The 25,349-nt window shown below is 32.5% G+C and carries 23 protein-coding genes; 17 read left to right on the forward strand and 6 right to left on the reverse strand.

The window, feature by feature from the left end; translation table 11 throughout:
• The first annotated feature begins 184 nt into the window (after positions 1-184).
• Complete coding sequence (locus DI487_RS10410; protein ID WP_109569582.1) at positions 185-2,965, forward strand: outer membrane beta-barrel protein; 2,781 nt, start codon at positions 185-187, stop codon at positions 2,963-2,965.
• An 87-nt stretch (positions 2,966-3,052) separates the two neighbouring features.
• Here the strand turns inward: DI487_RS10410 and DI487_RS10415 are convergent, their stop codons facing one another.
• From DI487_RS10415 to DI487_RS10435, 5 genes are read right to left on the reverse strand one after another with little or no spacing between them, the layout of a single operon-like run.
• Positions 3,053-3,847 carry a TPM domain-containing protein gene (locus DI487_RS10415; RefSeq protein ID WP_109569583.1) on the reverse strand — a complete coding sequence of 265 codons (795 nt, stop codon included), beginning with the start codon at positions 3,845-3,847 and terminating at the stop codon, positions 3,053-3,055.
• Positions 3,847-4,284 carry a TPM domain-containing protein gene (locus DI487_RS10420; protein ID WP_109569584.1) on the reverse strand — a complete coding sequence of 146 codons (438 nt, stop codon included), beginning with the start codon at positions 4,282-4,284 and terminating at the stop codon, positions 3,847-3,849. Before DI487_RS10420 ends, DI487_RS10415 begins: the two co-directional genes overlap by 1 nt.
• The gene (locus tag DI487_RS10425; RefSeq protein WP_109569585.1) at positions 4,284-4,895 is read right to left on the reverse strand and encodes a LemA family protein; all 612 of its coding nucleotides are present in this window, start codon (positions 4,893-4,895) and stop codon (positions 4,284-4,286) included. Before DI487_RS10425 ends, DI487_RS10420 begins: the two co-directional genes overlap by 1 nt.
• A 14-nt stretch (positions 4,896-4,909) precedes the next feature.
• Entirely contained in the window at positions 4,910-5,239 is a 330-nt protein-coding gene (locus DI487_RS10430) for a MerR family transcriptional regulator (RefSeq protein ID WP_109569586.1), read from the reverse strand.
• On the reverse strand, positions 5,239-6,216 hold the full coding sequence (locus tag DI487_RS10435; protein WP_109569587.1) for a M23 family metallopeptidase: 978 nt from the start codon (positions 6,214-6,216) through the stop codon (positions 5,239-5,241). Before DI487_RS10435 ends, DI487_RS10430 begins: the two co-directional genes overlap by 1 nt.
• A 223-nt stretch (positions 6,217-6,439) precedes the next feature.
• Here DI487_RS10435 and alaS point away from each other — a divergent pair, with 223 nt between their 5' ends.
• From alaS to DI487_RS10515, 16 genes are all read left to right on the forward strand, one after another.
• The gene (gene alaS / locus DI487_RS10440) at positions 6,440-9,076 is read left to right on the forward strand and encodes an alanine--tRNA ligase (RefSeq protein ID WP_109569588.1); all 2,637 of its coding nucleotides are present in this window, start codon (positions 6,440-6,442) and stop codon (positions 9,074-9,076) included.
• Positions 9,077-9,200: 124 nt separating this feature from the next.
• A complete protein-coding gene (locus DI487_RS10445; RefSeq protein WP_109569589.1) occupies positions 9,201-9,644 on the forward strand; it encodes a hypothetical protein in 444 nt (147 codons plus the stop codon).
• Positions 9,641-9,976 carry a hypothetical protein gene (locus tag DI487_RS10450; RefSeq protein WP_109569590.1) on the forward strand — a complete coding sequence of 112 codons (336 nt, stop codon included), beginning with the start codon at positions 9,641-9,643 and terminating at the stop codon, positions 9,974-9,976. Before DI487_RS10445 ends, DI487_RS10450 begins: the two co-directional genes overlap by 4 nt.
• Before the next feature lie 133 nt (positions 9,977-10,109).
• A complete protein-coding gene (locus DI487_RS10455; protein ID WP_218925768.1) occupies positions 10,110-10,817 on the forward strand; it encodes a hypothetical protein in 708 nt (235 codons plus the stop codon).
• A 94-nt stretch (positions 10,818-10,911) separates the two neighbouring features.
• Positions 10,912-11,958 (forward strand): hypothetical protein, encoded by a 1,047-nt coding sequence (locus DI487_RS10460; RefSeq protein WP_109569592.1) that lies wholly within the window; start codon positions 10,912-10,914, stop codon positions 11,956-11,958.
• A 100-nt stretch (positions 11,959-12,058) separates the two neighbouring features.
• Positions 12,059-13,072: a GSCFA domain-containing protein gene (locus DI487_RS10465; protein ID WP_109569593.1), complete on the forward strand. Its 1,014-nt coding sequence runs from the start codon at positions 12,059-12,061 to the stop codon at positions 13,070-13,072.
• 78 nt (positions 13,073-13,150) lie between these two features.
• Entirely contained in the window at positions 13,151-13,633 is a 483-nt protein-coding gene (locus DI487_RS10470; protein WP_146193446.1) for a hypothetical protein, read from the forward strand.
• Between the two features lie 108 nt (positions 13,634-13,741).
• Entirely contained in the window at positions 13,742-14,794 is a 1,053-nt protein-coding gene (locus DI487_RS10475; protein WP_109569595.1) for a hypothetical protein, read from the forward strand.
• A 62-nt stretch (positions 14,795-14,856) separates the two neighbouring features.
• A complete protein-coding gene (locus DI487_RS10480) occupies positions 14,857-15,819 on the forward strand; it encodes a hypothetical protein (RefSeq protein WP_109569596.1) in 963 nt (320 codons plus the stop codon).
• Positions 15,812-16,822 carry a hypothetical protein gene (locus DI487_RS10485; RefSeq protein ID WP_109569597.1) on the forward strand — a complete coding sequence of 337 codons (1,011 nt, stop codon included), beginning with the start codon at positions 15,812-15,814 and terminating at the stop codon, positions 16,820-16,822. The genes DI487_RS10480 and DI487_RS10485 overlap by 8 nt, the downstream gene beginning before the upstream one ends.
• 91 nt (positions 16,823-16,913) lie before the next feature.
• Positions 16,914-18,677, forward strand: a complete 1,764-nt coding sequence (locus tag DI487_RS10490; RefSeq protein WP_170108199.1) for a tetratricopeptide repeat-containing sensor histidine kinase — start codon at positions 16,914-16,916, stop codon at positions 18,675-18,677.
• A gap of 79 nt (positions 18,678-18,756) precedes the next feature.
• On the forward strand, positions 18,757-20,706 hold the full coding sequence (locus DI487_RS10495) for an ATP-binding protein (protein ID WP_109569599.1): 1,950 nt from the start codon (positions 18,757-18,759) through the stop codon (positions 20,704-20,706).
• 72 nt (positions 20,707-20,778) lie between these two features.
• Positions 20,779-22,863, forward strand: a complete 2,085-nt coding sequence (locus DI487_RS10500; RefSeq protein WP_109569600.1) for an OmpA family protein — start codon at positions 20,779-20,781, stop codon at positions 22,861-22,863.
• Entirely contained in the window at positions 22,863-23,594 is a 732-nt protein-coding gene (locus tag DI487_RS10505) for a DUF6498-containing protein (protein WP_109569601.1), read from the forward strand. The genes DI487_RS10500 and DI487_RS10505 overlap by 1 nt, the downstream gene beginning before the upstream one ends.
• Positions 23,595-23,599: 5 nt before the next feature.
• Positions 23,600-24,256, forward strand: a complete 657-nt coding sequence (locus DI487_RS10510) for a response regulator (RefSeq protein ID WP_109569602.1) — start codon at positions 23,600-23,602, stop codon at positions 24,254-24,256.
• A 28-nt stretch (positions 24,257-24,284) separates the two neighbouring features.
• Positions 24,285-24,968 carry a DUF4230 domain-containing protein gene (locus DI487_RS10515; RefSeq protein ID WP_109569603.1) on the forward strand — a complete coding sequence of 228 codons (684 nt, stop codon included), beginning with the start codon at positions 24,285-24,287 and terminating at the stop codon, positions 24,966-24,968.
• A 43-nt stretch (positions 24,969-25,011) separates the two neighbouring features.
• Here the strand turns inward: DI487_RS10515 and DI487_RS10520 are convergent, their stop codons facing one another.
• Positions 25,012-25,320: a rhodanese-like domain-containing protein gene (locus DI487_RS10520; protein ID WP_109569604.1), complete on the reverse strand. Its 309-nt coding sequence runs from the start codon at positions 25,318-25,320 to the stop codon at positions 25,012-25,014.
• Positions 25,321-25,349 lie beyond the last annotated feature (29 nt).

Below are 25,349 nucleotides of genomic sequence, written 5' to 3' on the forward strand. Positions count from 1 at the left end.
AAAACCTGTCTGATCGGACAGGTTTTTTTATGCTTATTTACTAATAGTTCTTCTTTTTAAGATTGTTTTAAGCAATAAGAAAGTTAAAAATGTTAAAACTTTCGTAACCCTTTTTGGGTTTAGACAATAAAACCTTTATTTCGTCGTCTTTATAAGATAAACTACTACCCAATTTTTTTTAAGTATGCGAAAAATTTTACTTGCCCTAATCCTATTATGTTTCACAGTTAATTATGCACAAAATTCAGTCAAGATCTCGGGAAAAGTTTTAGATGAAAGTCTTAAGTTACCGTTAGAATCAGCAACAGTTTACTTTACCAAAGTCTCTGATTCAACAGTGGTAGATTATACTATTTCTGACCACAACGGAAATTTTGAATTTAAGATAAGAAAGATCGATTATCCTTTACTATTGAAAGTTTCTTACAACGGTTTTTTAGATTATAAAAAACCATTTGAAGGACTACAGAGCGATCAGGATCTGGGTACTATTCTTTTAAAAGAAAATGTTTCTTCCCTGAACGAGATCGTGGTAAAAGGAGAAACGCCTCCTATAGTTATTAAAACCGATACATTAGAATTTAATGCTTCGTCCTTTAAGGTCAGACCGGATGCCAATGTAGAAGCTTTATTGAAACAGCTTCCGGGAGTAGAGATCGATGAGAACGGTAAAATTACGGTAAATGGTAAAGAGGTAAATAATATTTTAGTGAACGGAAAACCATTTTTCGGGAAAGACGGAAAAATAGCGACGCAGAACCTTCCGGCTGAAATGATTAGTAAAATTCAGGTAACGGATACTAAGACAAAAGAAGAAGAACTTTCAGGACAAAGTGCCAGTTCTGATGAAAAGACCATTAATCTAACTATTGATGAAGAGAAGAATAAAGGACTTTTTGGTAAAGCTACCGTAGGCTATGGAACCGATGATCGTTACGAATCCAGTTTGTTGTTCAATTATTTTAAAGATACGCAGAAAATCAGTGTGCTGGGCTCGTCAAATAATATCAATTCCGTTGGTTTTTCTATGGATGAGATCTTTGATAATATGGGAGGAGGAAGAAATACTTCAATATGGGTTAGTGGTGACGGAAGCTACAATATTAACGGAATGCGTTTCGGTGGGAATACCGGAATTACAAAATCTTCAATGGTAGGGCTTAACTTTAGTGACGAATGGTTTAATAAAAAATTAGATCCCAACGGAAGTTATTATTACAACAGAGCTGATTCGGAAAACAGAAACAGAACAAGCAGAACCAATCTATTACCGACAGGAAATACCAGTACGGTTTCAGAGTCTAATTCTAAAAGTATCGTAGACGGTCATAATTTGAATCTGGACTTTGAAGTAAAGATCGATTCAACGACCACATTGTATATTTCTCCGTCATTTTCTAAGAATAAAAATAATAGTCTTTATAGCAGTTTTGAAAATACGTATGATGAGAACGGAGATTTATCTAATGATTATATTTCTGATGACCGTTCACAAACTGACTTTTCCAGTTTTAAGAATAATTTGTATTTGTTTAAAAAGTTAAATGAAAAAGGAAAAGGAATAGGAGTAAGTTTTAACAACACGAATTCTAAAAATGAAACGGATTTATTGACCTACTCTAAAACATCATTCTATCAATCAGGTGCTGCTGATGACGAACGTGACCAGAATCGTTTGAATACCGATCGAAATAATAGCTATAACAGTTCGGTACGATACATTCAACCGATCAATGATTCTTTGAACTTTACTATTCAGGCTAATTATGCTTGGGAAGAAAGTAAAGATTATCAAAATACGTTTGACTTTGATGGTCTTACCAATCAATATTCAGATATAAATGCTTCTCTTTCTCGTGATATTAATTCTAAAAAGATAACTTTTACGCCTAGTATTGCCTTACAGTTGAAAAAGAAGAAAATAAGAGGTAGAATCAGTTTCGGAACGGATAATATCAATTATCAGAATCAATCATTATATCTGGGAACCGAAACAAGATTGAATCAAAAGTATTTGTATCCTAATGTTAACGGATATTTGAGTGTGACGCTTGGCAAGTCTAAATCTATTTATACGTATTCAGCTTATAAAGTAGAAATGCCGTCTGCAACACAGCTGTTGCCTTATGAGAATATCGAGAATCCGTTACACACTTTCTTAGGGAATGCCGATTTAAAACCGAAAGAAACGTATCGTGTGTATTTGAACTATAACAATTATGATTATGCTACAAGAAGTGGTTTTTACTTATATGGCGGACTTAACTATAATAAGAACGAGATCGTGTCTTCAACGACCTATGATGCCGATTATAAAGCAACCACTACGTATCAGAATATTGACAAAACGTATAACAGTTATGCCGGCTTGAGCTACAGCAAAGTGTTCAAAAAGGAAAAACGTACTTTTAAAGCAGGAGCTTCATTAGATTTAGGTCTTGATTTTGCTCAGGGACTAACCAATGCCGTTTTGTATGAATCATCAGGTTATGAAGTAGAGCCCAGAGTATTTATGAACTGGTCAATTGAAGACTTGGTTACGGTTAATCCTTCCTATACCTATTCGTTTAACAGAACTGATTTCAACAATTATGTAATTGATAAGACGGAATATTTTAAGCATAATTTTAAATTAGAATTAACGAGCTATTGGCCTAAACACGTTGTACTCGGAAGTGATTTCGGCTATAATTACAACTCAAATATTTCCGGAGGTTTTAAAAGAGATTTTTACTTATGGAACGTGAGTTTAGGATACAATTTCCTTAAAGATAAATTGTTGGCAAAAGTAAAAGTATACGATTTGTTGAATCAAAATATCGGAGTAAGTAGAACAGTTACTCCAACTGCCATAACAGATACAGAAAACACTGTTTTACAACAATACGTAATGTTTTCACTGACTTTTAAATTAGAGAAATTCGGTGGTAAAAAAGATGGTAATAAAGTATTTTTTAGAGATTAATCTCTAACTTTTGTTTGTGTCTTAAGTAAGAAAGGCAAGGTGTTTAACCTTGCCTTTCTTTATTTTGTGTGAATTTTTATGGAGATTTTACCAGCTGCCGCCGGCTCCGCCACCGGAGAAACCTCCTCCTCCGAAGCCACCGCCAAATCCGCCTCCTCCGAAACCACCTCCGGATCCGAAGCTGCCACTGCCAAATCCGCCGCTTCTTCCCATTCGGCTTAAGATGATCATGTCAGTTAAATCAGAACCGGAATAACGTCCGCCATTGCCGCCTCCATTTCGGTTTCTGCGCGATAATAAAATAATAATGATAACAATGATAATAAATACGATGATCGGAAAAATGCTACCACTGTTACGGGAATTAGTATTTTTATATGTTCCTTTAATAACCTCGAAAATAGCGTCGGTTCCTTTGTCTAAACCATTATAATAACTTCCGGCTTTAAATTCAGGAATAATGATATTACGAATGATATCACCATTGATTCCGGCGGTAAGTTGAGGTTCTAAACCATAACCGGGAGAGATCCATATTTTTCGGTCGTTCTTAGCTACCAGGATGAGTACACCGTTATCTTCTTTTTCTTGACCGATTCCCCATTCATGCGCCCATTTGGGTGTAAGAATCCCGATATCCTCATTCTTTAGATCCTCAATACTGATAATTACGATCTGGGTAGAAGTACTGTCTGCGTAGTTCAGTAGCTTTTGTTTTAAACTGCTCTTTTCTGAAGCAGATAAAATATTCGCATAATCGTAAACGCTTGTTTGATCAGAAGGTTTAGGAGGAATCGTAAATTGAGCAAAACCGATATGATGAAGTAATAGCAGTGTTGCAAAGAGCATCCATTGTATCACTTTAAAAATAATTTTTGTCATTATCCTCTTGAAATTTCGTTAGGCAATTCGTTGGTATCATCTTTTTGGTACGGGAAATATTGTTTTAATTGCTCCCCGGCTTTCAGAATTCCCTGAATTAATCCTTTTTTATATTCGTTATGTTTAAAATGGCTAATGATAGTGTCTTTGGTAGAATCCCAAAAATCACTTTCAACTACTTTATTGATGCCCTCGTCTCCTATGATTGCAAATTGTTTGTTAGCTGTTGCAACATAAATTAAGACACCATTTCGCTCTTTTGTTTCGTGCATGTCAAGAGATAAAAAAACCTCCTGAGCTCTTTGTAGAGGAGGTTTTTCAGTATATTCTTCTAAGTGTACACGAATTTCTCCCGAAGTGTTTTTTTCGGCTTCAACAATAGCCTGAACAATTTCCTGTTCGTCGGCTTTGGTTAAGAAATCTTCGGTTTTAGACATTATTTAGCTTCTTCAGATTGGTTGCCGAAATTGAAGTTAACATCCGGAGCTTTTTCTGCTCCTTTTTCTGCTTCAAAATACGGTTTTTCTTTGTATTCTGCTAAGAACCAGTTGTTAGGGATCTTTAAGATATAGTTGTTGTAGGACTGAACGGCTTCGTTGAAACGGGTGCGAGCCGTTAAGATCTGGTTCTCAGTGCTGGCCAGTTCGTCTTGTAATTTTAAGAAATTCTGGTTCGCTTTTAAATCAGGATAACGTTCAACAGTAACTAATAATCTTGATAATGCACTGTTCAATCCTCCCTGTGCTTGTTGGAATTGTTGTAGTTGTTCCGGTGTAATGTTAGAAGGGTCAATGGTCATAGAAGTTGCTTTAGCTCTGGCATTGATTACTGCCTCTAAGGTAGATTTTTCAAAATCAGCAGCCCCTTGAACGGTTTTTACTAAATTACCGATAAGATCACTACGTCTTTGATAAGCAGTTTCTACATTTCCCCATTCTTTAGATACAGCCTGGTTTTCTCTGATGGCTCCGTTTTTAATGCCTACATACCAAAAGAATCCTAAAGCTAGTAATCCGACAATTATTAATACAGGTGCAAATTTTTTCATAAGTTGTTTAATTTTTAAAGTTGATTTTTAAGTTCTGTTAATTGTGATTTAATATTTTCTAATTTTCTGATGATCTCAAATTTATCCAATGTCTTTTTCTGGTTTTCTTTCAGATGTATTTTTGCGCCTTCCAGTGTAAAACCTCGTTCCTTGACTAAGTGGTAGATCAATTGAAGGTTTTTAACGTCTTCCGGAGTGAATTTACGGTTACCCTTTGCATTTTTTTTCGGTTTCAGAATATCGAATTCTTTTTCCCAAAAACGGATCAGAGACGTGTTAACGTCAAAAGCTGTCGCCAGTTCGCCTATGCTGTAATATAATTTTTCAGGTAAGTTTACTTGCATTAGTCTAAAGATTGATTTTCCTGATTAGCCAATTTTGAGATAGCCACATATTCTTCAGCAGAAATACTTCCGTAGTAAAAGTTAATAGGATTTACTTTCTTACCGTTTTTGATAACTTCATAGTGTAAGTGAGGTGCTTCACTTCGCCCGGTACTTCCTACATAGCCTATGATGTCGCCTCTTTTTACTTTTTGTCCTCTTTTACAGTTGTATTTGCTTAAATGGGCATAAAGAGTTACATAGCCGTATCCGTGATTTACTTCAATATGATTTCCGTAACCGGACAAAGAATTATCCGCTTTTAATACCACACCGTCACCGGTAGCATAGATAGGTGTACCTGTTGGAGAAGTAAAATCCATACCGTAATGGAATTTACGAACTTTGGTAAACGGGTCACTTCGATAACCATAACCGGATGCCATCCGTTTCAAATCTTCATTTTTAACAGGTTGAATAGCAGGTATAGCGGCCAGAAGTTTTTCTTTTTGCTTTCCTAATTTCACAATTTCGTTCAGTGACTCAGACTGTATAGCCATTTCTTTCATTAAACGGTCGATCTTTTTGGTAGTATTAATTACCAGATCAGAATTGTTGTATCCTTCCAGATCTTTGTATCGGTTAACCCCGCCAAAACCGGCTTTTCGCTCTTCATCAGTTATCGGAGAAGTGTTGAAGTATGTTCTGTAAACATTATTATCGCGATCTTCAATGGCACTTAAAGCATTTTCCATGACATCCACTTTCTTATTTAAAAGTTGGTAGTTGATCTTCATATTTTCCAATTCATTTGTCAACAATTTATCCTTAGGTGTTTCAAAATAAGGCGTGTTGATGAGCAGAACCAGACATAAAAAACCAAATAAAGCAGATGAAAGTAAAAAAAGCAAAATGTATCCAAATTTTTTACGCTTCTTAGTTTCAATTCGTTTGTAAGCCAAATTTTCAGGATCGTAATAATATTTTACTTTCGCCATGTTCTAAATTTACTATTTTTGCACAAATTTTTGTGGTTAACAACTGTTATACGAACAAATTTATGAAATGTTTCAAACTTAAGCCTATTTTTTTATTTCAGGTGCGAAACTTTTCTTAATGCGATCGGACATTATTAGTGGATACTTTTACTTTCGAAATTCAGTGAGAAATAGTAATGGCAAATATGTTTAACAGGGGCAGCCTTTTAAATAGCGAAACAAGATGAAATCAAGAGACATTCGTAAAGCATTTTTAAATTTCTTTGAAAGTAAAGGACACCTGATTGTACCTTCTGCACCTATTGTATTGAAAGACGATCCAACGTTAATGTTCAATAACTCAGGAATGGCGCAGTTCAAGGAGTATTTTTTAGGGAATGGTACGCCGAAAAGTAAGCGTATTGCCGACACTCAAAAATGTTTACGAGTTTCCGGTAAACACAACGATCTGGAAGATGTTGGTTTTGATACCTATCACCACACTATGTTTGAAATGCTAGGAAACTGGTCTTTTGGTGATTATTTTAAGAAAGAAGCTATTGCTTGGGCTTGGGAATTCTTGACCGAAGTTTTAAAAATAGACAAAGATCGTTTGTATGTCTCCGTTTTTGAAGGAAATGAAGCTGAAAATGTTCCTTTTGATCAAGAAGCTTTTGATTTGTGGAAACAATACGTTCCGGAAGACCGAATCATTTACGGAAATAAAAAAGACAATTTTTGGGAAATGGGTGATCAAGGACCGTGCGGACCTTGTTCTGAAATTCATATCGATCTGCGTTCTGATGAAGAAAGAGCACAGGTTTCGGGTAGAAGTTTAGTAAATGCCGATCATCCGCAAGTAGTGGAAATTTGGAACAACGTATTCATGGAATTCAACCGTAAAGCCGATGGTTCTTTAGAAAAATTACCGGCTAAACACGTGGATACCGGAATGGGCTTTGAACGTTTGTGTATGGCTATGCAAGGCGTAACTTCTAATTATGATACGGATGTATTTACGCCGCTTATCCAAAAAGTAGCGCAAATCACAGGCTTGAAATACACTTCTAACGAAGTTAAAAATATCAGTGAAGAGCAAAACAAGATCAATATTGCGATCCGTGTCATTGTAGATCACGTTCGTGCGGTGGCTTTTGCTATTGCTGATGGACAGTTGCCTTCAAACACCGGAGCAGGTTATGTAATTCGTCGTATTTTACGTCGTGCCATTCGTTACGGTTTTACCTTCTTAAATCAAAAAGAACCTTTTATTTACCAATTGGTAGCTGTTCTAGCGGATCAAATGGGCGAATTCTTCCCGGAGATCAAATCGCAACAAAATTTGGTTACCCAAGTAATTCGTGAGGAAGAAGCTTCTTTTTTGAGAACTTTGGAACAGGGGTTACACTTGTTAGAGAAAGTGGTTGCTGAAACTTCAGGTAAAGAAGTAAAAGGTGAAAAAGTATTTGAATTGTATGATACTTTTGGCTTTCCTAAAGATTTAACGGCTCTGATTTTAAAAGAAAAAGGCTATTCGTTTAATGAAAGCGAATTTGAAGCGGAATTAAAAAAACAAAAAGATCGTTCGCGTGCTGCATCTGAAGTGGCAACCGGCGATTGGCATATTTTGGTAGAAGGGAATACGGAAGAATTTGTAGGTTACGACCAGACAGAGAATGAAGTAAAAATTACCCGTTATCGAAAAGTAGATTCTAAAAAAGACGGTATTTTATATCAAATAGTATTGGATGCAACACCATTCTATCCGGAAGGCGGAGGACAAGTAGGAGACAGAGGAGTTTTAGTTTCGGCTAACGAGACCATTGAAATCATCGATACGAAAAAAGAGAATAATTTAATTCTTCATTTTGCGAAACAATTGCCGGAAAACGTAAATACAACATTTCAGGCAAAGGTAAATACAGAATTGAGAAGCTTAGCCGCGAGTAATCACTCAGCAACACACTTGTTGCATCAAGCGTTGCGTACTATTTTAGGAACACATGTAGAGCAAAAAGGGTCATTGGTTTCTCCTAATTATTTGCGTTTCGACTTTTCACATTTTGCTAAAGTAACGGATGAAGAGTTAAAAGAAGTAGAAGATTTTGTAAACGCACGCATTCAGGAGCATTTACCATTAATTGAAAGAAGAAATATTCCGTTTGCACAAGCAGTGGAAGAAGGAGCAATGGCGTTGTTTGGTGAAAAATACGGAGATTCAGTTCGTGCGATCAAGTTCGGAGAAAGTATGGAGCTTTGCGGAGGTATTCACGTGCAAAATACAGCGGATATCTGGTATTTTAAAATTGTATCAGAGAGTGCTGTAGCGGCAGGAATTCGTCGTATTGAAGCCATTACGAATAAAGCAGTAAAAGAATATTTTGCCGATCAGGAACATTTATTAGCGGAAATTGCAGCGCTATTGAAAAATCCGCAGGATGTGGCAAAATCGGTAACTTCTTTACAAGATGAAAATGCAAAACTAAAAAAACAGGTAGAGCAGTTACTAAAAGATAAAGCTAAAAATTTAAAAGGAGAATTAGCCTCTCAGTTAGAAAATATCAATGGCGTTGATTTCTTAGCGGTTCAGGTAGATCTAGATGCTGCCGGTGTTAAAGATCTAGCATACGAATTAGGGAATAACAAAAACAATTTGTTTGTGGTTTTAGCAACTGTAAATGAAAACAAACCGATGCTAACTTGTTATGTTTCTAAAGAATTAGTAGAAAGCAAAGGATTGAATGCGGGGCAAGTCGTTCGCGAATTAGGGAAATATATTCAAGGTGGCGGTGGCGGTCAACCGTTCTTTGCAACAGCCGGAGGAAAAAATGCGGCAGGAATTCAAGAAGCTTTAGAGAAAGCAAAAGAGTTTGTAAAGTAATGTTTTAAAATAAAAGTATAAGCCTGATAATCTTACAAGATATCAGGCTTTTTTTATTATAAGAAATATTTGTAATAATCTTTTTTTTGCCTTTCTTTTGTGGGAAAATTTAATTGTTTAAGAAATGAAAAAATTATTAGCCCTAATCAGTGCATCTGTATTACTATTGACCTCATGTTCAAGTGATGATAATAAATCGTCAAATTCAACAGGAACATTGTTATCACAAATTATTGAAACATTTGATGACGGTTCTGTGGAAACGTTAAGTTTTGTATATAATGGAAATAAAATAGTAAGATATTCTTGGGATTCTAGTTTACAAGATGAAACAATATTTACATATACTGGAAATCTAATAACAAAAGAAGAATATTTTTTTGATGATGGTGCAGGGGATTCTTATAGTGAAGTAATGAATTATGAGTATAATTCAAATGGAAAATTAATAAAGTCTATAAGAAATAGTGATGGGGTGATGTATATGTTGATGATTTTACATATAATACTAATGGAACAGTATCATTTACCACAACGCATAATTCTGTTCTTGAGGCAAACGGAATGATTTATTTTAATGGAAATCAACCTTATAGAAAAGAAGTGACACAATATCCCGGAGAGACATATGAGACAACTTGGGTTGAAGAAACCTTTTTTGATAATAATGTAAACCCTTTTAACTCAGTAATTGGGTTGTCAGAAATTGAAATTGCGTGTCCAATAGTGAATGTAGGTTATCAGGGAATTTCCAATAATGCTACTGAAGTTAAAATTGATGGTGTAACGGATTGGGTAATTGTATTGGCATATAATGCAAACAATATGCCGGATACAGAAGATTTTACTGATCCATCAAATCCTGAATATAATTCTACTTCACAGTATATTTATAATTAGTATTAGTTTATAATAATTGAAGCTTGATCGTTGAAAATTATCAGGTTTCTATTATTTTAAACGTTTTTTAGTTTATTTGTGATGTTTAAATAGTATAAAAATGAAAAAAATATATTCCTTTTTCATCGGAGTAATGGTGGTTCTCCTTGCTTCTTGTTCAGGGGTTAGTAAAGAAGCGGTGAAATCTTCATCACCAGTATTGCTAACTAAAACAATTGAGACTTTTAGTGATGGTTCAACGTTGACAACAAATTTTACATATAATGGAAATAAGTTAGTTGGCTGGACAGATTCTGAAGGTGAGAAGGAAACGTTTTCTTATGATTCTTCGGGAAGACTGATATCTTCTCAATTACAAGAATATAATGATGAAGATGTTTTAGAGACAATTCCTGTAACTTTTAGCTATGATTCTCAAGGGAGATTAGCTTCTTTTGAATTTGATAAGTCCACTAAAATAGAATTAGTTTACAAAGCAGATGATGTGATTTTAGTTAATTATTATAATTTAAACGCATTGTCAGAGTCTTTTCTGTGGAAGTACAGTAATGGAAATAAAGTAAGTGAAACAGGGCAAAGTATTTCAGAAGGACAAAATTGGGTTAGTCAATATGATGATCATAATAATCCATTTGTAAATATTTATATGTTTACTGAAGCTTTTAAGTATTATCTTGATTTAAGTAATAATAATCTAGTAAAGAGAGTATTTAATGGTGAAGCAAACAGCCCGGATAGTAGTTCAATGTCCTATACTTATAACTCATTGGGTTATCCGCTTACTGATTCATTGGTATTTGAAGGAGAAACAAGCACTATTCAGTATTTCTATAATCAATAATTTAATTAGTACTATTTATATAAGATCATGTGATAATTTCAAACTATCATTTTTTTGATCTGCTCCGATCTGATTTTAAAATTAAGTGTTTATTATGAGAAAAAAAATTTTAGTCCTACTGTTTATTTTTGTTTGTAGTTTTAGTAATGCACAAGTTGCGGTATCCAATTTCAGTGAATTTAAATTAAAAGAATTTGATCCGTCACTCTTTGACAGGGTAAAGAACACGACGACTATTTTTGTGTTGTCAGATTATTACACACCAGAAGAATATGAAAAGATCTTAAAAGAATCATGGACTTTTACTCCGTTTGAAGTAGTGAGTATTGCTGATTTTAATTTTAGCAATTATACATTAGGCAAATATTCATTTGCTCTTTTAAAAGGAGCTTCTCGGCGTATGGATAAAACAAGGGTAGCTTATTTTTTTATCGATTTTTTCCATTTGTCTGAAAAATATTCTAAAAAGAAGAAGAGAAATATTGAAGTTTACGAATGTTTTGCAAGAATTGAATTGATACCTCATGCTACTTTGTTAAGCGAAGCACTTATGCCGACAGGGAATTATGCACAGGACAAAGCATTTAATCCTGTTGGAACAAGCTATGAGACATTAAATTTTACGTTTGCGAATAAAAGAATGAGTGAAGCAGAAGAATACGTGTCCGGTATGGTATATAATGAAAATTGGTTTCATAATTATTCCTTAGGAATGTTGAAAAATAATTTTCAAAAGCTTAACAGTTTGCTGGAAAAAAAACAATTCTATGGTTTAAGTGAAGAAGAATACACAGATGAGGTAAAAAAGCTTAAAAAAGCTACTTTATACATTCCTGATTATTTGAAAAAAGAGTATAAAACAGGTAAATCTTCTAAACTGCATTATGATGATTTGACCGAAAAAGAGTTGGAAGATCTTTTGTCTGACTATCCATATAAAGCAGAATTTATCTCCGAGGAAGAATTAGATAAAAAAATTCTTTTAGGTGAAGAGATTTATTATCTTAAAGGAGGCTTTTGGTTGGGTTTTGTACAAGTGGTAAATGCTAAAACAGGAGAGGTGGTTTACAGAGACCGCAAAGTACTTTCCTATAATATCAGGAAAAAAGATTTCAAAAAATTAGCAAAAGCTATAAAATAGAAGATATTTCAATAGGACAAGACCCCGAAATCTTTGGTTTCGGGGTCTTGTTTTTATTACTATATTTGAAAAATAATTAGCATATTCTCAAATTAATTACATGCAATTCCGCACTGAAATACCTGTTCTGCAAAGTGAATGTAAGATTGATTACCATTCCGGTCTTTTGCTATTAGGTTCCTGTTTTGCTGAAAATATCGGGTCTAAATTCGAGTATTATAAATTTCAGGCTCATGTAAATCCATTCGGAATTATCTTTAATGCAGTTTCTTTAGAAAAATTGGTCAAAAGAGTAGTTGAAAAGGACTATTTTGCTGAAAAAGATATTTTCTTTCATAATGATTTATGGCATTGTTATGAAGTTCATTCCGAATTGTCAAATCCAAACAAAGAAGAGTTTCTGAAGGAATTAAACCAGCTCATTGATTCCGTAAATCAACAAATTCATAAACTAACACATTGTCTCATTACCTTAGGAACATCGTGGGTGTATAGATTAAGAGAAACGGAGCAAATCGTGGCTAATTGCCATAAAGTTCCACAAAAGGAGTTTACTAAAGAGTTGCTCTCGGTTGAAGAGAATGAGTTGAGCTTGCAGACTATCGTTTCGTTGATTCAATCCATAAATTCGGATGTGAAATTCATTTTTACCGTTTCCCCGGTTCGTCATATTAAAGATGGTTTTTTTGAAAATAATGTAAGCAAAGGAAATTTGTTTTCAGCTATAAATATACTTTTGTCATCTCGATCGAAGTCGAGAGATAAGATCCAAAATAAAGCATTAAAAGTTTTCGATTCCGGTCGAACTGAAAGTAGTATCAACTATTTCCCAAGCTACGAAATGGTTATGGATGAACTTCGTGATTACCGCTTTTTTGAAGCCGATATGCTACATCCTAATCGAGTAGCGATCGATTATATATGGGAAAAATTTTCCCAATCCTTTTTTACTGCTGAAACAGCATCTGTGATGAAGTCTGTAGAGGCTATTCAAAAGGGACTGGCTCATAAACCTTTTAATCCGGATACAGAGCAACATATTTTATTCCTCAATAAGTTAGAAGGTAAAATACAAATGCTTCAAAGTCAGTTCCCGTTCTTAAAATTTTCTTAAAATAGGGCATTTGCCGTATTTCATAGTGTACTTGTTTTTGTGAATTTTGTTTCAACTAATAATAAAAAATTTACACTTATGAAGACACTAAAACTATCTGCATTTTTTTATTTTTTGATTCTCTTTTTTTCTTTATCTAATTCAATTACAGCACAAAAGCTTATATCTTCAGATGAAGTCACCCCTCAGTTTTTAAAAGAAACTTTTGAAAATGCCTATATAAAGGTTGAAGAGGTTTCAGATACTTATATTAAAGTAAAAGATACTTATTCTGTTTATATCGATATAGATGCTAGTAAGAGATATGTTACTTTGTCAGGAGTTTACAAACTTTCAGATAAAGTGAATAAAGAGAAAGTATTAGAATTAATGAATAAGATAAATGGAGAAGTAGCCTTAATTAAGATTGTTTACTCAGAAAAGGCTAATAATGTGGGGTATTACTACTACTTTTTTACTGAAGGAGGCTTTACTCAAAAGTCGTTGATCGGAGCATTAAAATTGTATAAAAGTGCTTTGGATTTGAGCTTACAGAAAGATACGGAAATGTTAATCAAATAGAAAATGTTTAAGATCCAATTCCATAGTATTCTGTTAGTTGCTTTCAAAGTTTTAGTAGCACTCGTTTTACTATTGAATGTTTTGTATTGTATACTCTAAAAAATAATCATGAGAAAACTATTAAACAGTATGTTATTTGTTATAAGTCTGTTACTTGTGACAAGTATAAATTCGCAAACTATAAGTGAATTTAAAATTAAAGACAGAAGCACAGGAACAAATCAATTAAAGAAGAAGCCTAAAAAAATATTCGTAAATGATTTTGTAGTGCATTATCAGTTTTATAATCAAAAGGAAAAAACGTCAAAGGGAGGAATGTTAGGCAATGTATTAAAAGGAGACGCTAAATCAAAACTTTTTTTAGGTTTAGATAATTTAACCGAACAAGATTTTAAAGATATTACGGATGAATTGTTTTCTGATTTTAAAAGCCAGTTGGATCAAAAAGGATATGAGTTTGTTGATGGTAAAAATTACGAAAATACAGATGCGTTTAAAGGAAGAGAACGTATTGAAAATTATCCGGTAGATTATAATGTTTTTCCGGGAGTAGCTTCAGTTCACCCTTCTGATTATGCATTTTATTCGTCAAATGAAAATTTTTTGAAAATGAATTATAGTTCAAAACTATCTAAAGATTTAGAAGATGCAGTTGTAGCAAATGTAACGTTGTTTGTATTTTTTATAGAAGATAAAAATTCATGGTCCCAAAAGAATAAAAGCGCAAATATTAAAGTGGAAACGCAATTAAGAATTGTCGCTTATGATAATGTAAAAGCTATAAATGAGAAAGAAGTAAGTAAACTGAGAGCATTGACAATAGGAAAGAAAAAACAAGTTGATATTCCGGCTCAAAGTCAAATTGAATTTACTTGCGGAAGAAACCCGATTGGAGGTTCACCAGACGTGAGTTACATAGGAAACCTTAAAAACGATATTACAATAGAAGGTGCTTTTGTAAATACAACGATAAAAAATGAAGCTAAAAATGATGAAGATTACATCGGAACAGAAACAGCTTTTGGCAAAGTATACAGAGCTCAGAATATTACAGTAGCAAATAGTTATATTTTACCTGTCGATGTAGAAGAGTATAAAAAAGGCGTTGTAAAAGGCGGAAAAGCTTTCATTAAAGCACATATTCAAAATATCTTAGATTAAATTTTAATTCAATACTGTAAAGCTGTTCCGTTTAAGGTTCAGCTTTTTTATTTACGTTTTATATGAAAAAATACATAACACTTTTATGCATCGGTTTTAGCTTTTTAAGTTACGCGCAACAGCCTGATGTTAATTATAAAGATTTAGGTTTTACAAGAAAGATTAAAAAAGTAGAATCTTTTTCTTATGCTATGGAAGATAAATCGGTTACCGATAAATCAAGTGATAGTTATGAATTTGATGAGAATGGTAATATCATTCATCATGAATATCACGTGTTTGGCAAATATGCGAGTGCAACTTCCGAAAATTCTACGTATGACAATGGATTATTGGTAAAAAGAGAAATATTGGTAAAGAACAGACCTGGTTTCAACGCAATTCTTACATATCAATATGATAAAAAGAACAACTTGATCAAAAAGACGTATCAATCTTCTCAATACAAAAATGATTTTCTTTTTTCTTATGATAAAAGCAATAAGCTCGCTGAGATAAAAGGAATTTATGCTAATAATTATTCGGTTGAGAAGTTTTACTATGAAAAAGAGAAGTTGTTAAAATCGGTTACTCAATTTTTTTCAAAAGATACCGTACAATCTGAAACTATTAAATTGTATATTGATGAAAAACCGGCTTTAGAATATTATTCAAACGATACATTTCTTAAAGCATATTTGGAAGATGACAATGAATTCATCATGTTACAAATGAACTATCCCGAGCCCATTCAGAATATGAACGGTATAGAATCGGAAATAAAATATGAAGAACTGTCAAATGGACAATTAAAAGAAAATTTTTTTAATGATAGAAATGAAATCTACCGTAAAATTGATGTGAGAGAAGTTTTAAAACAAAATCAGAATAACGATTGGATTGCGAAAGCAGGGGTTGATAATCGTTATAACAAGTACACTTATTATGTTTTCAGAAAAATCACCTATGCTGACGGAAGCATTAGTGGTTCAACAGAATTCAATATTTTTTTAGTTAATGAGTTAAAGTCAAAATTGAATGACTAAAAAGATTGGCCCTATTTTCTATTTGGTAATTCTTATAGCCTTTTGTTCCAATGTTTCACAGCCTGGGATTTACAATGCTGGTGGAACAGCTTTTACCATGTTATTTCCACAAGATTCATTGACCTACAAAAAGGTCCAAATGCAGGAAGAGTCCATTTATATTCAATTATATAAAGGTTTTGCAGTAGTTAAAGGAACGTATAAAATGGTTAATAATTCAAATGAGAAATTGCATTTTACAATGGGATATCCCATAAACGGAATTTACAATGGCGGTGAAGCCGACTTAAATCAAGTACAATTAGATTCGTTGTATAAATTTAAGATCAAAGCAAGCGGAAATGAATTACCTATCAATGAAATGCTGATCGGCGATTCGGGTAACGCTACAGTTTTTAAAAATGAGAATTGGTTTACCTGGTTCGTGGCTTTCAGCCCAAAGGAAATTAAGGAAATTGAAGTTTATTTTTTAGTTAATACCAATGAAGGAGGGATTACAAAAGGATATACTCAAAAACAGAAAAATGCTTTTATTTATTTACTGGAATCCGGTAGTGTTTGGAAACAACCAATTGAGAAAGGGAAATTTATAGTAGAACTCAAAGACGGATTAAAAATTAGCGATATTGCCGGAATTTCTTCTCATTTTAATTTTCAGGTTAATCAAGATGAAACAATTTTAATCGGAGCTAAAACTGATTTTTCACCAATACCAAAAGACAATCTGATTGTTACATATGGAGAAAAAATTCCAAATTTTAATTTTCAAGATTTTTTAGACCAGTCAGAAGATTTGTTTAATCAAATAGATGCTTTTTCTCAGCAAACTGAATTTAGAACCACTAAACCATTTATTTCAAAAAATCCTTATGAAATAGAACCTGATTTTTGGTCCTTTCTACCGGTGGTAGCCTTAATTTTAGCCTTTATAACCCCTCTTGCTTTTGGAGTTTTCGGGATTTATTTTGTGATTAAAAGCATAAAAAAGAAAAACAGAAATTGATTTCAGAAAAGAGGAGAGTAAATACGGCAATTGCCGTATTTTTTTTACTAACGACCTAAATTAAGTTTACATACTTATTAGAATAATGAAAATGAAGTTTAATTTTTATTTGTCTTTTTTGATACAATTGGCATATTGCCAGATGTTTTTTGCACAAAGTTCAGCCATTAGAGAGATTGATTCTATAAATAATAGACCTTTCAATAAGAAGATTGAAAACCTTTTTGATTCCGAAAAAGTCTTTAAAAATAATTTAGCCAAAGCACAAGCAAACAATTATCAGATCGGTATTGCTGAAAGTTATGAGAACCTGGGTTTAATATATTATTACCAAGGGAAATACGAATTAAGTCATAAATACAATGTGTTGGCAATTAAGTCTTTTCAAAGTCAAAAAAAATGGAATAAAGTAGCTAAAGTTTACGGCGAGTTCGGATACCAGATGAAACGAAGAAATTTGCCGGAAGCAATAGGTTATATGCAAAAAGGAATAAAATTAGCAGAAAGATTAAAAAATGATTCAGAATTAAAAATATTGTATGACAATTATGGCGTGCTGAAAGAAATGAAGCTGGAATACGATAGCGCTTTTTATTTTTACAACAAATCATTAAAAATTAAAGAAATACAGAAAGATAGTATCGGAATTCCTTATAGTCTTAATAAAATCGGATTGTTACATTTGACAGAAAAGAGATTTAATGAAGCAAAAAGAAATTTTGATAAAGCCTATAAAATCAGGCTTAATATTGACGATAAAATAGGAATTGCAGAAAGTCTGAATTTCTTTGGAACCTATTATTATGAGATTAAAGATTTGGATAAATCGATACAATATTTTAAGAAGGCAATTGGATATAGTAAAAAACATAAGTATACTTATCTGACACAAGATAATTTACAAAGAATATCTGATGCTTATGAATTGAATAATAACTATAAAGCGGCATTAGATAATTTTAAAAAATATGTAGTGTATAAAGATAGTCTGGCCGGTATTGAGATACGAATAAAGCAAGCTGAACTTGACACAAAATTTATTACAGAAGAAAAAGAACGCCAAATACTTTTACAGCGTGCACAGTTAGCCGAAAAAAACATGTACATCATTATTGTTTTAGCATTGTTATTAATTTCGGTTTTGTTAGGCTACTTTATTTATAACAAGCAGAAATTAAAAAACATTCAATTACAAAAAGAAAACCAGTTAAGAGATGCGTTATTAAAAATTGAAACACAAAATAAATTACAAGAGCAACGTCTTCAAATTTCAAGAGACTTGCACGATAACATAGGGGCACAATTAACTTTTATTATCTCATCTATCGATAATTTAAAATATGCTTTAAGAAACCAAAATCCGAAAGTAGATGAAAAGTTAACGAATATTAGTTCCTTTACCAAAGAAACAATTATTGAATTGCGCGATACTATATGGGCTATGAACAAAGAAGAAATTACAGTTGAAGATTTAGAAACACGCATTTCAAATTTTATAGAGAATGCTAAAATTTCTTTAAGTGGTATCCGGTTTAATTTTATAAGTAATTTAAAAGCAACAGAGTTAACACCATTTTATTCGCGTGACGGAATGAATATTTATCGCATTATTCAAGAAAGTGTAAATAATGCGATAAAACATGCAAAGGCTTCTAAAATTGAAGTTTCAATACAGAAAATTAACAATCAAATTATAGTTACAATAGAGGATAATGGCAATGGCTTTAGCGTTTTAGAAACGGAAAAAGGAAACGGATTAAATTCTGTTCATAAAAGAGCTGCTGAACTAAATGCAAAAATAAATTTGGTATCAAATGAGAACGGAACCACTATAAAGATTTATCTGAATGCATAATGCCTATAAATTTCATCTTTAAGATTGATTGAGTAGATAAAAATAACTAATTTAACCTCGTTTAACATTATTTTTAAGAATGATGATTTTGAAGTTTAAGGTTTCTATTTTAGTTGTATTTTCTTTTTTTTCTGTTTTTTCCCAGCAAACTAAAACAGATAGTCTGTATCATATAATCAATACTACAAAAAACGATTCGACTAAAGTAGCGGTTTATAACCAAATTGTTTGGAAATACCTTTTTAGCGATAAAAAAAAGGCAAAAGAATTAATTGATACTTCTGAGAAAATTGCACTTGCAGCTAATGAAAAGTTTGGATATAATTCTTTGTTGGGAATAAAAGGTATTTATTACGACGTAAACGGAAAATCAGATTCGGCAAAGTACTTTTTTGAAAAGTCTTTAGAATATAGCAGAAAAAATAAATTTTTAGTGCATGAGGGTCATACACTAAATAATTTAGGAATGTACAACTGGAATCAGGGTAATTTTGAAAAAGCACTCAACTATTATTTTGAATCTATAAAACTGAACCAAAAAATACCGGAAAAGCAAAGAGGAAATATAGATGCTAATTACAACAATATCGGACTAATTTATCAGGAAATGCATTTGTATGACAAAGCAATAAATTATCATTTAAAAGCACTTAAATTACGAAAGCAAACCAAATATATAGCAGCACAAATTGCAAGTCATAATAATTTAGGAATTTGTTATAAAGAGCTTTCTCAAATGAAAAAAGCAAAAGAATCATTTGAAGAATCCATTGCATTAGCCAAACAGATCAATCCCGGTAACGAATATTATACAGCTATCGAAGGTTTGGCCTCTGTTGAATATAAATCGGGAAATTATCAAAAAGCACGTGATTTATATTTACAATCATTAAACCGGCCGAAAGAAGTACCAATTAATTCTAAAACTAAGGTTAATTTATATAGTAGTCTGGCTAAGGTTTATATAAAACTTAAACAACCCGGAGAAACTATTCGCTATGGCGAATTATGTTTAAATGAGCTACAGTTGTCCAGTGAGAATAAAGACTATGAAGTTGAAGTATACAAGCCTTTAGCAGAAGCTTATTATACGATAGGGGATATCGAAAAAGGTTCTTATTACAATTCTAAATTTTACGAAAAAACTACCCAAAAGTTTAAAGAAGAAAGTGCTGAATTTTTCCAGGAGTTAGAAGTGAAATATGAAACAGAGAAAAAAGAAAAAGATTTAGCTCAAGAAAAGGTAAAAGTTGCCGAGCGCGAACTTCGCATAAAAAATAAAAATAACCTATTGCTCATTTCAGGATTTATAATTTTGAGCATTCTTCTTTTATCATGGATGTTTTTAAGCCAACAAAGATTTAAAAACAAACAATTACAAAAAGAAAAAGAACTTTCAGAAGCATTATTGAAAATAGAGACCAATAATAGATTACAAGAACAACGTTTAGCAATTTCCAGAGATTTGCATGACAACATTGGTGCGCAATTAACATTTATAATATCTTCAATCGATAGTTTAAAAATGTTTTTAACGAATGGCGAAGAAAAAGTAATTCAGAAATTATCAAATATCAGCCAATTTACTAAAGAGACAATAACAGAACTTCGGGACACAATCTGGGCTATGAATAAAGATGAGATATCGGTAGAAGACTTTAAAACCCGAATTTCAAACTTTATCGAACAGGCAAAAGTATCCTTATACGGCATTTCATTTGAGTTTACCTGTAATCTCCCCAAAGAAACATCTTTCAATTCTAAAGACGGAATGAATATTTATCGTATTATTCAAGAAAGTGTAAATAATGCAGTTAAACATGCAAAAGCAACAAAAATAGAAGTTATTGTAAACAAAGTAAATCAACAAATAGAAGTTATAATTAAAGACAATGGTAATGGATTTGATGTTTCAGACAATTCTTCTGGAAATGGTTTAAATTCAATTAAAAAAAGAGCTTTAGAAAGTAATTGCAAGATAAAGTTTGAATCCGGTTCTACCGGAACAATCGTTTCGTTACTGTATTAAAATAGGGCAATTGTCGTATTGACTTAAAATGGACATTTTTTCATTTTTGGGGAATAATCAACCTTTTTTTAAATGAAAAAAATTACTCTTGTCTTTTTTATATTGTTGACAATAACAATACAATCTCAAACAGTTGTTTTTCATGATTCTTTTAAAGACGACAAAAACAAATGGGTTACCACTAGCGATAATTTTAAAGCGTACATAAAAAGAGACGCATTAGTTATCGAAAATATAGATAATGAAAAAACGAAATGGCTACTCTATAATCTATCTTCATTTGATTTTAATCCCGATCAAGTTGATTTTGACCTTGAGGTAAATATCAAAGTAACCGATTTTAAAAAAGAAAATGCTACTTACGGTCTCGTGTGGTCCGGTTATAACGACAATTCGTACTATGACGTTTTTAGAGTTACTCCTGATAAGCAACTACAATTGTATCAATATCTAAACGGAACATTCGATTATTATTCAGCTTGGAAATCATATCCGTTTATTAACGGTAAAAACAAGAACAATTATTTTAAAGTTGAAAAAAGAGCAAATCTGATCTTTGTGTATTTGAATGGAAATTTAGTACATCGGTCAGGAGAACGTGATTATTATGGCTCAAAGATCGGATTCATTTTAGATGCTAATATGACCATTGTAGTAGATGAGGTAAAAGTTACCCGGTTTCCAATTGAAATAGATGTAGTTGATTCGTTTGATCCCAATGTAAAAATAGAAAAACTTCCTGAGTTTATTTCGTCAAAAGAATACGAAGAAACGAATCCTGTTATTTCTGCAGACGGACAATACTTATATGTAGACAGGAAAGATTGTGATTTGAACCTTGGTGGAAATAAAGACGATATTTGGTATTCCGTAAAAGACGAACAGGGAAATTGGACAGCGCTTAAAAATATGGGAAAACCACTAAATAATGAAGATTATAATTTTGTAATCTCTTCTTCACCTGATAACAACATGCTCTTGTTAGGAAATCGGTATACCGAAGACGGCAAAGCTGCCGGTTCAGGAGTTTCGGTTTCAAGGAAGACCGCTGCAGGTTGGGAAATACCGAAATCGATGACCATAAAAGACTATGCCAATGTTAACATGTATGTAGGTTATTTTTTAGCTAATGATAACAAGCATTTGATAATGTCTGTGGAAAGAAAAGATCAGGGATTAGGAAAAAAGGATCTATATGTTAGTTTTTTAGAAGGAGAAAATTTATGGTCAAAACCGGTACATTTAGGAAACGTAGTTAACACTTTTGAAGACGAAACGAACCCTTTTTTAGCTTCCGACGGAAAAACATTGTATTTTGCTTCAAGAGGACATAAAGGCTATGGAGGTTATGATTTATTTGTAACGAAACGCCTGGATGATACCTGGCAAAATTGGTCACCGCCAAAAAATTTGGGAAATGTTATTAATTCCAAAAAAACAGAGTTAAGTATATTTTTATCCGCAAAAGGAGACAAAGCATATTTGTCACGTTCAAGGGATATTTGGGAAATTGACAATTCTGTAAAACAAGATCCTGTAGTTCTCGTAAAAGGGAAAGTGTTTGATGCCAAGACAAATGAAATACTTTCGACAACTATAGTTTACAATAATTTAGTAACCGATAAAGAGCTTGGAACTGCAATTTCAGATCCTACAAACGGAAGTTACAGCATTGTATTGCCATTTGGCGAAAAGTATAGTTTTATGGCACAAAAAGAAGGATATTTTGCGGTAACACAAAACGTAGATTTGTCCGATTTAAAAGAATATAAAGAGATTACAGTCAATTTATATCTGAACCCGATAGAAAAAGGACAAACCATACGCTTAAACAATATTTTCTTTGATTCCGGAAAATATGATTTGTTACCGGAGTCTAATGCCGAATTGGATAGATTGTACAAAGTATTACGAGAAAATCAAAAGCTTACTATTGAAATAGCAGGTCATACAGATGCAGTAGGTTCAGATACAAATAACATGACACTTTCTAATAAGAGAGCTAATGCCGTTATGAACTATCTGACAGCCAAAGGAATTGCAAAAGATCGATTAACGGCAAAGGGATATGGTGAAACCAAGTTTATTGTAACCAATGAAACCGAAGAAGGGAAACAACAGAATAGGAGAGTGGAATTTGTAATTATTGAATTGTAATGAAATTGACGCATTTTTTTACAAAAGAAAACCAGTCCGTTTGGTTAATGGCATTGTTCTACTTGCTGTTGTTGCTAACAGAGAAAATCAGTGCAACCGAAATGGTGATTTTATATGCAGTGGAAACCGTCATTATAAGTGCTTTTCATGTATTAAAGATGTTTGTATTGACATTCAAAAAAGGAAACTCTAAAGAAGAAAAAGGGATGGGAGTGTTTTTTACATTCTTTTTCATTATTCATTATGGGTTCTTTGTATTCTTGCAAACATCCTTTTTCTTCCTTTTTCTCTCTTTTGCAGATGATCGTATTACCGATTCATTCGGGCTGCAAAATATTAATACCATATTAGGCTTAGAAGGAATTAAAATTGGTTTAGTCTTTTTGATTATAACCAATTTTTTAAAGTTTTGGTTTAATTTTTATAAATCTGATTATTATAAAGGCTTAAGAGTTGAGTTGTATATGTTTCAGCCTTATATTAGGATCATCATTCAACAAATTGTAGCTATTTTACCGGGCTTTTTCATTATTTTCGGGAAATCCGGTATTGCGGTAGCGATTGTATTAATCGTTGTCAGAACAATAATAGATGTAGCTATAGATAAAGCCAAAAATAACGAACATTTTTTCAATAAAGTACTTCATAAATTTATTATTAATTTAGACGAAGAAGATGTAGAGAAAAAAGAACAAGCCGTTTCATTTTTAAAAATGATCATAAAAGAATAAATAATATGCAAAATATCCGATTAGCAATTATAGATGATAATAGTTTTTTGATTAATGCCATTAAAGAAAAATTATCTTTTTTTAATGATATCCAAATAAAATATACAGCTAATAACGGTCAGGAGATAATAGAAAAATTAGCGAAAGACAAAAATCTTGAAGTATTGTTAATGGATATTGAAATGCCGATGATGAACGGAATTGAAGCAACCCTTGAGATTAAACAGCGCTATCCTCAGATCAAAATCATTATGCTGACGGTTTTCGATAATGATGAAAATATATTTAATGCTATTAAGGCGGGTGCCGATGGTTATTTGTTAAAAGAAGTAGATCCCAATTCACTCTATCAGGGAATTCAGGAAACCTTATCAGGCGGAGCCGCTATGACGCCGTCAATTGCTTTAAAAACATTAAAACTGCTCCGAAATCCTATAAATCTTGAAGAAGACCAGACAGAATCAGAAGAAATAAAATTATCATCACGAGAGATAGACGTTTTAGAACAGTTAAGTAAAGGACTGAGCTATACGGTAATCGCGGAGAATTTATTTTTGTCGCCCTCAACAGTCCGTAAGCATATCGAAAATATTTATTCAAAATTACAAGTCCATTCAAAACTGGAAGCAGTACAAAAGGCTAAAAAGAATAACTTAATTTAAGTATCTTCGTGTAGTAAAATTTGTATCTATGGCACGAAATACTTCTACCGAAACCCAAATTAAAAATATAGTAACCCCCGTTATTCAGGCTATTTTTAAATCAGGAAAGGCTATTTATATTATTATTATAGCAGTTGTTTTTTATTTTGGGTACCAATATTTCACTCAAAAAAAAGAAGACAACGTAACATTTAATTCCGATTTAATTGAAAAAGAAATTAAGAATGTCGGTAAACTAATAGTAACAGAAGGGAAATTTTCTGAAGTAGTCACTTATAAAGATCAGCAGAAATATTTAATGGATTTGGTTTCTTTTGAAAAAAAAGCTTTGATTGTAGCCAATGCCAATGTTACCATTGCTTATGACTTACGTCAGATAAAATATAACATTGATCAGGAAAAGAAAACCATAACCATAACCTATGTTCCTGAACCGGAACTCAAGATCAATCAGGAACTACAATTCTATGATATTAATCAAAGTCGTTTCAACCCTTTCGGGGCAGAAGATTATAATAAGATCAATCAAAAAGTAAAAGAAGTCATTACAAAGAAAGTTGAACAATCAACGTTAAAGTCGAATGCCGAAAATCGTTTGCTGAGTGAACTTTCTAAACTTTTGATCCTAACCAATACAATGGGGTGGACGTTAGAATACAACGGAAATATCATTCAGAAAGATTCAGATTTTATTAAAGGGCTGACTCCCTGATATAAAAAAACGCTGATCTCAGATCAGCGTTTTCAATTTTGGTTTAAAGTTTGCTTTCCAGTGATGTCCAGCCACCACCGTTAATGCAATCAATTCCGTTTTGCTTCAGAATAGAAGTAGCCTGAGCACTTCTCATACCACTTCTGCAACAAGCAATAATCGGTTTGTTCCATTTTTTAATTTCTGAAATTTTACCGTTTAAAACTTGAAGCGCAATATTTTTTGAACCTTTAATGTGTCCTTCTGCAAATTCTTCAGGAGTTCTTACATCAAGAATTACAGCACCTTTTTGTACGTATTCTTGAACTTCATTAGCTTTATTGCCAAAGCCTAAAACATCTAAAATACCCATAATCTTCTTTTTTTGTCAAAGGTAGTATC

Source organism: Flavobacterium sediminis, assembly GCF_003148385.1.
Lineage (GTDB): Bacteria > Bacteroidota > Bacteroidia > Flavobacteriales > Flavobacteriaceae > Flavobacterium > Flavobacterium sediminis.

Coding starts and splice junctions, on each gene's coding strand:
- DI487_RS10410 (WP_109569582.1), top strand. CDS start 185: ATGCGAAAAATTTTACTTGCCCTAATCCTATTATGTTTCACAGTTAAT.
- DI487_RS10415 (WP_109569583.1), bottom strand. CDS start 3,847: ATGACAAAAATTATTTTTAAAGTGATACAATGGATGCTCTTTGCAACA.
- DI487_RS10420 (WP_109569584.1), bottom strand. CDS start 4,284: ATGTCTAAAACCGAAGATTTCTTAACCAAAGCCGACGAACAGGAAATT.
- DI487_RS10425 (WP_109569585.1), bottom strand. CDS start 4,895: ATGAAAAAATTTGCACCTGTATTAATAATTGTCGGATTACTAGCTTTA.
- DI487_RS10430 (WP_109569586.1), bottom strand. CDS start 5,239: ATGCAAGTAAACTTACCTGAAAAATTATATTACAGCATAGGCGAACTG.
- DI487_RS10435 (WP_109569587.1), bottom strand. CDS start 6,216: ATGGCGAAAGTAAAATATTATTACGATCCTGAAAATTTGGCTTACAAA.
- alaS (WP_109569588.1), top strand. CDS start 6,440: ATGAAATCAAGAGACATTCGTAAAGCATTTTTAAATTTCTTTGAAAGT.
- DI487_RS10445 (WP_109569589.1), top strand. CDS start 9,201: ATGAAAAAATTATTAGCCCTAATCAGTGCATCTGTATTACTATTGACC.
- DI487_RS10450 (WP_109569590.1), top strand. CDS start 9,641: ATGATTTATTTTAATGGAAATCAACCTTATAGAAAAGAAGTGACACAA.
- DI487_RS10455 (WP_218925768.1), top strand. CDS start 10,110: ATGGTGGTTCTCCTTGCTTCTTGTTCAGGGGTTAGTAAAGAAGCGGTG.
- DI487_RS10460 (WP_109569592.1), top strand. CDS start 10,912: ATGAGAAAAAAAATTTTAGTCCTACTGTTTATTTTTGTTTGTAGTTTT.
- DI487_RS10465 (WP_109569593.1), top strand. CDS start 12,059: ATGCAATTCCGCACTGAAATACCTGTTCTGCAAAGTGAATGTAAGATT.
- DI487_RS10470 (WP_146193446.1), top strand. CDS start 13,151: ATGAAGACACTAAAACTATCTGCATTTTTTTATTTTTTGATTCTCTTT.
- DI487_RS10475 (WP_109569595.1), top strand. CDS start 13,742: ATGAGAAAACTATTAAACAGTATGTTATTTGTTATAAGTCTGTTACTT.
- DI487_RS10480 (WP_109569596.1), top strand. CDS start 14,857: ATGAAAAAATACATAACACTTTTATGCATCGGTTTTAGCTTTTTAAGT.
- DI487_RS10485 (WP_109569597.1), top strand. CDS start 15,812: ATGACTAAAAAGATTGGCCCTATTTTCTATTTGGTAATTCTTATAGCC.
- DI487_RS10490 (WP_170108199.1), top strand. CDS start 16,914: ATGAAGTTTAATTTTTATTTGTCTTTTTTGATACAATTGGCATATTGC.
- DI487_RS10495 (WP_109569599.1), top strand. CDS start 18,757: ATGATGATTTTGAAGTTTAAGGTTTCTATTTTAGTTGTATTTTCTTTT.
- DI487_RS10500 (WP_109569600.1), top strand. CDS start 20,779: ATGAAAAAAATTACTCTTGTCTTTTTTATATTGTTGACAATAACAATA.
- DI487_RS10505 (WP_109569601.1), top strand. CDS start 22,863: ATGAAATTGACGCATTTTTTTACAAAAGAAAACCAGTCCGTTTGGTTA.
- DI487_RS10510 (WP_109569602.1), top strand. CDS start 23,600: ATGCAAAATATCCGATTAGCAATTATAGATGATAATAGTTTTTTGATT.
- DI487_RS10515 (WP_109569603.1), top strand. CDS start 24,285: ATGGCACGAAATACTTCTACCGAAACCCAAATTAAAAATATAGTAACC.
- DI487_RS10520 (WP_109569604.1), bottom strand. CDS start 25,320: ATGGGTATTTTAGATGTTTTAGGCTTTGGCAATAAAGCTAATGAAGTT.